General features: G+C 60.2%; 6 protein-coding genes and 1 pseudogene. 1 reads left to right on the plus strand and 6 read right to left on the minus strand.

Features of this window, described 5'->3' with window-relative positions:
* A pseudogene (locus GHC57_RS18270) lies at positions 1-153 on the plus strand (IS1595 family transposase); the annotation flags it as partial.
* Positions 154-655: 502 nt separating this feature from the next.
* Here GHC57_RS18270 and GHC57_RS18275 read toward each other — a convergent pair.
* The 6 genes from GHC57_RS18275 to GHC57_RS18300 all read right to left on the minus strand — a co-directional run bounded on the left by GHC57_RS18275 (position 656) and on the right by GHC57_RS18300 (position 7,370).
* Positions 656-2,527: a KAP family P-loop NTPase fold protein gene (locus GHC57_RS18275; RefSeq protein WP_153346968.1), complete on the minus strand. Its 1,872-nt coding sequence runs from the start codon at positions 2,525-2,527 to the stop codon at positions 656-658.
* Between the two features lie 69 nt (positions 2,528-2,596).
* Positions 2,597-3,706, minus strand: a complete 1,110-nt coding sequence (locus GHC57_RS18280) for a BsuBI/PstI family type II restriction endonuclease (RefSeq protein WP_153346970.1) — start codon at positions 3,704-3,706, stop codon at positions 2,597-2,599.
* Positions 3,706-5,430: an HsdM family class I SAM-dependent methyltransferase gene (locus GHC57_RS18285; RefSeq protein ID WP_153346972.1), complete on the minus strand. Its 1,725-nt coding sequence runs from the start codon at positions 5,428-5,430 to the stop codon at positions 3,706-3,708. The genes GHC57_RS18280 and GHC57_RS18285 overlap by 1 nt, the downstream gene beginning before the upstream one ends.
* Positions 5,431-5,537: 107 nt before the next feature.
* Positions 5,538-5,735, minus strand: a complete 198-nt coding sequence (locus GHC57_RS20590; protein ID WP_153346974.1) for a ribbon-helix-helix domain-containing protein — start codon at positions 5,733-5,735, stop codon at positions 5,538-5,540.
* Between the two features lie 156 nt (positions 5,736-5,891).
* Positions 5,892-6,113, minus strand: coding sequence for a helix-turn-helix domain-containing protein (locus GHC57_RS18295; protein ID WP_153346976.1), 222 nt, complete (start codon positions 6,111-6,113; stop codon positions 5,892-5,894).
* A 102-nt stretch (positions 6,114-6,215) separates the two neighbouring features.
* Positions 6,216-7,370: a tyrosine-type recombinase/integrase gene (locus tag GHC57_RS18300; RefSeq protein ID WP_153346978.1), complete on the minus strand. Its 1,155-nt coding sequence runs from the start codon at positions 7,368-7,370 to the stop codon at positions 6,216-6,218.
* Positions 7,371-7,856: the final 486 nt, after the last annotated feature.

A 7,856-nucleotide genomic window follows, 5' to 3' on the forward strand; every position in this document is an offset into this window, starting at 1 on the left:
CGCAAGCATCTGCAAGCCTACCTCGATGAGTTCGTCTTCCGCTTCAACCGCCGCCGCACCCGGCACGCAGCCTTTCGGTCCCTACTGGGCATCGTCACCACCAAAGGGCCCATCACCTACGATATGTTGATCGCGCCGGAAGCAAAGGGATAAGCCTTTGATGGCATAACGACTTGCCTCAGTGTCCTGTGTGCCGTCGACTGGTCTTACTGCTTCGACAACGGCATCCATTATGGTATCCGCGGAGCGTCCTTGAAGAAGCGCTCGATCCAAGGGGCTTCCGGGAGGACCAGATTGGCCCGACGAAAGCATAGACAGCGCGCCATATAGCGAGCCTGCCGTCCGGGCTGTTCCGCCAAGACGTCTCGTGGCCGTCCGCGCGCCGCCAAGGCCTTTGCTGACATAGTGGCCGACGCCAGTCCGCATGTCGGCGGTCGAGCCGGTTCGTGCGAAACTGCCGAGATCGCGCCTCGCTGATCGAAACCGTCCAGACGGAGCGATTGGAACGGCTGGCTGCGGGCGTGCCGCTTGTTGAGGGGGCGCGCCATTTTCGTCCGCCTGACCATCGCCACCATTTTGTTGGCCATCTTGGTCTGGTGCCGATGGATCGGGCGCCCAGGGCGGCACCATAGGGACACCGGATGGTGCACCGGAGCTAGACTGAGACGTTCCCATTGCTCCCCCTCTTTGCTCGTTTTGTTATTGCTGCTTTGACGGGTGGTCTAACGTCGCCCTCTTGCCATTTATCGAAGACACTCGTGGCCCATGGCTGGTCAGTGATCCGTGGTACAATGCTTGCAGTGATTTGCGCTGCTGGCCGTTCGCTAAGGAACGCGGCAAGGCGCGTTCCTTGTCCGGGGTCGGCCCGGACAATCGCGAGGCAGGCATTGAGTATTGGGGGCGTTCCCCATTCCTGTTCCTGCCGCGCACGTTCGAGTACACGGTCCATGACAACCGTAATTTCGGACCGTTGGAGGCCTGCCAAGCGGTCCTTGAGCCTATCCGCCATGTCGGGGCTCTGGAGCATTGCCGAAAGCAAATCGGCTGCTTCTGATGACAACCGATCTTCAGGCGTGATCAGCCGGGCGTGTTCGCGGCTCACATATAAAACGCCGCGGAGATCAAGGTCGGCAAGGCGCGGCGGAATTTTTAACCAGTCCTGGAAGAACGGCTCGTCCCACGGATTTGGCAGCTCTTGTTCCTCGCCAGCTACCGCTTTCTCTTCCCATTCGGCAAGGAAGCGCGGCTTTCCGTCAGTGTCCTCGTTGACGGTCCGGGTCAGCTCTTCATAGGCCTTCGAGTTACCGCAACGCTCGAACAGAAGCATCTTGGTAAGGACCGCTTCATCGACGCCGACGCCGTGCGCATTGGAAATCGTCATACGGATCGCAAGCGCATTGAGAAAGCGCTTGATTAGGCGCGGGTTGCCGGAAATCTGAGAGGCCGAGGTCATAATAGGCGCGAGCCGATCGGCGGTATCGAATCGGCCGACGAGCTCGGTCGGCAGATTGGGGTACACAGACTCGATAAAGGCACGGTCGACGCGTTTGCCGCGCCAGGTTTCAGTAAGTTGGTTGCAAACTTTTTCGCGGATTATTTCCTTCGTCTCGTCTTCAAGCTCGCTATTCTCAACGAATAGCAGAAGCATATAGGCACGGACCTCTTGTGTGCCGAGTGGTGGTACGCGGATCGGGATTTGCACAAGTTTGTCGAAGTAGTTTGTGACGAGATCATCGTCGACGCCATCAAAATGCTGCCGAACAGCGTGCTTGATCATCGCATTATCTGCGGCGATGACGAAGGCGGTGTTGTCGAGAAACAGGAATAGTCGGATCGCTTCCAAGGTAGAAATCGTTGTTGGCGGCAAACAGCGATCGAGATCGTCAATTAGGACGACGAGCGTGACTCCGATTTCCTTCAGGGTTTGTTCAAAACTTTCACGAATGGCATGTATCTCTCGCGGTGGGGATAGCTCCGGATTGGGCTTTAGCAAGCCTCCGAACGCATCGCCGGCCTTGGCCGCATTCTCCTCCAGGTCCGCAACATCCGACTCATCCACATCGTCGGAAACGGCTTGCTTACCGGCGCGGACAACATCGCCGATCACGCCGGTGGGCGGTAACCCGAGAGCAAGTGCGAGCGCGGAGCCAGCGCCGAGCTTCGCGGCCCGCAACCAGTTGACCCGCTTAAGCAGGTTCTGCGCCTTATCGACACCGGTTTCGCGTGCTTTCGCCTCTTCGGCAAGCTTGGTTGCGATAACTTCGAGCAGGGCTGCTCGCGCATCATCATAGCCCTGATAGAGCCAGGCATTGAATTCGACAAAAACAAACTGAGATGCACGCCCTTCGGCTCGATCATCGAGGGAGCGACGTACGAGTTTTATCATAGAAGATTTGCCGCTGCCCCAGGAACCGGAGACGCCGATCGACGTGGGGCGCCCATTGGCCTGAACGATAATTTCGGCAACGGTGTCGGCGACACCAGAGAAATTCAGAAAATCGCGTTCTGTCTCATTGTCAGGCCACATTGTCCTTGCCCTCCATGAACCCCGCAGAAGGGAGAACGTGTGAACCGGATGCGAGTAATGTGGCCTTCATCATGATGTGTCCGCCTTCACTGTGCCATCGCCAGGCAGCTCGGCGAGTTGGGCGACCGTTTGCGATACGCCGTCATGGAGTTGGATGAGGTTCTCAGGCTCAGAGGCAAACCAGACAAATGACCCCCATGCCAACGAGCCCACCACTTTCTTGAATGCAGAATCACTGCGATCCAGAAAGGCAGTTGCGAAGACAACGTGCTCCGGTGGGAATCCGGCCTCTTTGGCCAGATCGTTGAGGGCCTTCTTGCGCTCTTTGGAAACAGGGCCGTCGGTGGCCACGACCTCGATGAAAACGAGAAGCGGATGCTTGGGGCCAAGGTCTGCCAGCACGATATCCGGCAGGTTCTTTTGAGCCTCAATGTGGAGCCCGATCGACGACGCCAGCTCATCGTCACGGCTGACGACCTTGTTTCGGCTCTCGCTCAGGAAAACGACGGCCGGCGTCTTCAAAAAGCGCGGTGCAAATACCTCGATGACCGCTTTTGAGATGACCGAACTCGGGCCGGGAGCCATTCGCCGTGTTTCACCGCTGGGGAATTTGACCAGGACGTGTTCGCCGCCGGCCACGGCACCCTTGCGAACCATGGTGATGCGGGCAAGGGCTCCGGCTGTGAGGTGTTCCGCTTGCCAGTCGGCGATGGCGTGGTCCAGTGCCTGCCCTTTGAGATTGGGATCGAAGAGCGCGGCGAAGTCGCCCGTAAGCGCATAGCGCGGCGCGGGCGACGTAGTTGCCAAGCCTTCACGCTCGACGACCACGCCGTTCGCGATGAAGCCGGCGCGGATCGTGTCGTCGCGAATGCTTTCGCGGGTGTTCACAGCGTACCACCGGCCCGGAATCTCGCCCTTGCTGCTCTTGATGGACTCCTGTGCCCAGGCTTGGCGCTTGTCGTCGTCCGTTTCATTCGCTTGCGCGTCGGTCATGCGGGTGACCTGATCGGGCCGAAGCCAGTTCTCGCTTCCATCGACGGCGCCGACGTACAGCATGACAAATACGGTCTTTGCGGCGATCTCCCACGTGCAGTTTGCGCGATTGGGGCTCCCTTCCGGGAAGATCTTCTGCAGACGTTGGTGAATCTCGGCGACGGACGGGAGCGGCGACAGAGGCATTAGCGTTTTCCTCCGCCGTAGAGACGCATCACCGTGCGCTCGATTGTAGATGCCTTGGCGCCTCGGGCGATCAGACGTTCAATCTCGGCTATGCCCTCGGGGCCGGGCAGCGGAAGGGCCTCCAACTCGTATGCCGAGACCGCGACGCTGCCATTGATGCACCGGAACAACTGATCCACCACCTGTGTGTTCAAGAGCGCTGCGATCGCCGCCGGCGATACGTCCGGAGCGTCGCCAACAGGGCGGATCATGTTCAGGTGGTTTTCCACTACGACCTGGCCGTGCTGCTCGATGAAGGATGCTGGCAGTTCGGCTGCGATGAGCCGGCGAGATTGCTCCTTGGCCGTGGTCCGCTGCAACAGGACGCACGGAAAGTCGGTCAGTACCCAGTGCTCCTTGGCTCGCGGCTCGAAGTAAGGCTTGTGGTTTCGCTTCTCCGCGCGGAACTCGAACGCTCCATCCGAGCGAACGGATTCCGCCCAAATCAGGGGGAACCGACCTTTGCCCGGACGATCCCGCAAGCTCGGCTTGTGGCGGTTCCAGACGAGAGGCCCGGTGCTCACCTTGTAGCCGTAGTCTGCAAGACGATGGGGCATGCTCTCCGCTTTGCGGACAAGCGTGCTTTGGCCCACGGTTCGTGGGATCAGCCATGGTTCATCCGGCGACGCAGGAAGACTGAATGAGCCGGCCGCGGTGGCTTGGATCTCGCCCTGCGGTGTGGGCGAGATGAAGTGCACTTGCCCGACATCGGCCTTACCGCCGCGACGGTAGGCCGCGAGCAGCGTCTCCTGGAGAACGTCGGCAAAGACACCCTTGCGTTCCGCTATGAAATCGATGCTGGCGGGCGGCGCATCCTGGGCAAGAAGGCGGCGCAAGGCCTTGTAGTACTCCCCGGCCAGGAAGCTCGTTGGCGTTACGTAGGCGATCACGCCCCCTGGACGGGTGAAGCGGAGCGCCAAGTCGGTAAAAACACCGTAGAGATTGGCGTGCCCAAAGAGGCTGCGCTTGTACCGCTCGCGAAGTGACGGGGAGAGTGTCACGCGTCCGTAGGGCGGATTGCCGATAACCAAGTCGAACCCTGTGTCCTCGGGGACACGCTCCAAGCTGTCGCATACGTCTACCACCGCCGGCAGGCGCATGTTCGCTGCGCGACATAGGTCCAACAGGGTTACTTCAAGGAAGACATGCGACATCCATGCTGCGAAGGGGTCGAGTTCAAAGCCCTTCAACCTGTGGACGATGTTTTTCAGTGCGATCTTCGGACTGCAGTTTTCGAGGCCCATCGCCATATGCTGGGCAACAGGGGACAGAAACGCTCCACCGCCGCAGGCTGGATCGAGGACGCGCGCGGATTGCCAGTCGACGCCGGCTTCCGTTGCCATCTGAATCAGGCGATCGCAAAGGGCGGGGGGAGTATAGTAGGCGCCGAAGTCGGCTCTCTCGCGACCTGGCATCGTGGCCGTGTACAGGACGCCAATGAGATAGCTGGCCTCCATAACGTCCAGCTCTGCGGCGGCAGTACCCATGCTCTGGGCAAGGGCCGCGACTGATTCCGAGAGTTCGGCGCAATCGACGGAAGATGGCAGATCATGGATCGGCCAAGGGTCGGAGAGAGTCGATTCTTGATGGGCATCCCAGTAAGCGGAAATCGTTTGGTGCGTCACGCCGCGAGCGAGCGCCAGCCGGTTTTCATCCCCGGCCGAGGCTGCAAGCGCACGGGCCATGACAATGCCATCGTGGAGGATGTCTCGTGCGGCTGAGGGCTGAGGCAGTTCGGTCATCGACGGTGCGACGGTTAGAGACCTCTTTGCCATGTACTTGCCCCCCTTGTTTAATCGTTGGCTCGGCGCTTCCCGGATGCGAGATCGAGCGGTAGCTGCCGTTCATCCCCGGCGTATCGGTCCAGAAAGTCAATGATTGCCTGCCGTCCCAACCATGCGAGGGAAACTCTGCTGCGCTCTGACAGCTCAACGAGTTCCTGGTACTCTTCCTCCGCGAGGTTGATAGTGACTCGGTGCTTGGCGCCCATCGACGTGTCCCGGTATCATGTCTGCCGCAATCTGCAGCACTTTGCATCTACATTGACCGATATCGGATTGGCGGTCAATCGGATAAAGGAACATAAATAGAACGATGTGCCAGAAAAGAGCCCCGCCGATTGGCGGGGCCTCAAGTTTGGTCGGTGTCAGGCAGCCTGGTTCTGGGACTTCGGCGCCATACGCTGGCCTTCGAGCCATTTATTGAACTCGGCGCGGTCGATGTAGACCCGTCCGCCGATTTTGATGAGCGCCGAGGCCATGCCGTTTGTCTCGGCATGGAAGATCCACCAGCGCAACTTGCTCTCGGTCACGAACGGCGCTTCCGCCGCAAGCTGCTTGACCGTTCGCAGCTCCTTGTAATCGATCAAGGGCTGAGCCCTCCGTCGTCGATTGACGTCAAAAAGAGCAGGAACAAGCCGAAACTACGCGGAAACGGCGGGAATCTCAATTTCCGGCGGTGCTGAGGCGCGTCAGGCGTCCGGCTGGTCGCCTTCGCTCGGCCCGAGGTAGCGGGTGTTCATACGGCCGACCACGTCCTTGACGTGGCTCTCGGACAGGTGCGCGTAGCGGCGCACCATCTGGAGCGTCCGGTGCCCCAGCACCTCGGCAATCTCCACAAGGCTCGCGCCGTTCATGGCGAGGTAGCTGGCCGTGCTGTGCCGAAGGTCATGGAAGCGGAAGTCCGTCAGGCCGGCGGCGTCTCGGGCGTTCTCCCAGGCCTTGCGGATGTCGATCGGGCCCTGGCCGTCCCGGCGCGGGAACAGCGACTTGGTCTCCGGCGGCTCGGGTAAGTCCTTGTAGAGTGCCTTCGCGTAGGCGATCTGGTCGCGGATGGCCGGGGCGATCTGCGGCACGATGTGGGCGGCGCGTGTGTCGCCGTTCTTGGTGTTGCGCAGGATGGCCGTCTCGCGCTTCAGGTTCACGTCGTCCAGCGTGAGGCCGAGTATCTCGCTGCGACGCGCGCCGGTGCTGATCGCCAGCAGCACCACGGGATAGAGCTGCGGGTTGTCGCTCTCCTGACAGGCCTTGAGCAGCGCCGCCCGCTCGTCATCGTCCAGATAGCGGGTCCGCTCGTTCCGGATCTTGGTGATCTTGTTCACCCCGTCGAGCGGGCTGGAAGCCGTCCAGCCCCACTGAATGGCGTACTTGAAGAGCAGCGCGAGCTCGTCGCGATAGTGCTTGAGCGTCTTCGGGCTTTTGGGCCTGGGCGCCTTCTTGGTCTTGCCGTTCTCGTGGTCGGGCTTGCGCCGGCTGTCGCCGGCGGCGGCAAGGGCGTTCATCTTCTCGCTCACCAGGTCGGGCGTGATGTAGGCGAGGGCGTATTCCCCGAGCTCCCGTTCCCAGAAGTTCAGGAACGAGGCTTCCGCCCGCTTGGTGCTCTCGGCGCGATGGATGAAGACCTCCTTGCGGAAGCGGTCGATCACGTCCTGGAGCGTCTTGCTGCCGGCCGTACGGACGACGTTTTTGAACTCGCCCTTGCGGATGCCGCTCTCGGTGTCCTGTGCCCACTGCTTGGCGTCCGTGAGCCGCTTGAAGGTGCGGGTCTTGGGCGGGAAGCCCTTCATCCGGACCATGACCCGATAGCTCGGGCCGTTCTTGCCGTTGCGTTTCTGGATGGTCGCCATGGTCGTGCCTGTGCGAAGCGAAGGGAAGGGAAGGGTGTGCCAGGCCCTTTTTGGCACATTCTTGGCACACTGAAAACCAAAAACCTTCAACAATAACCAAGCGCTCTACTCAAAGAAATCACGCGATATCAATATATAAGGTGTTGGCGGTGATTGGCGGAGTGTGCCAAATATGGCTTTTCGCTTGGCTCATAACCTGAAGGTCAGAGGTTCAAATCCTCTCCCCGCAACCATCTTTATTTGCTCAAGGCCTCCATCAGAAATGATGGGGGCCTTTTTGCTTTCTGAGCAAAGGCTTAGGATCCCAGCCAGCGCGCCATGAAGGTCGATGACCAGTCCTTGTCAGCGCCGGATGAAAACTCCCCATTTGTGGCGTTTGAAAATTCCCCACCCTGACGCAACCGTCGCGTAACCCTGGGGGCATGCCCCCAGGGTTACGCGAACGCCGCGCCCCCCAGATTCCCCTCTCCAACAGAAGGGGCGGAG

This window comes from Roseospira navarrensis (assembly GCF_009601025.1).
GTDB lineage: Bacteria > Pseudomonadota > Alphaproteobacteria > Rhodospirillales > Rhodospirillaceae > Rhodospira > Rhodospira navarrensis.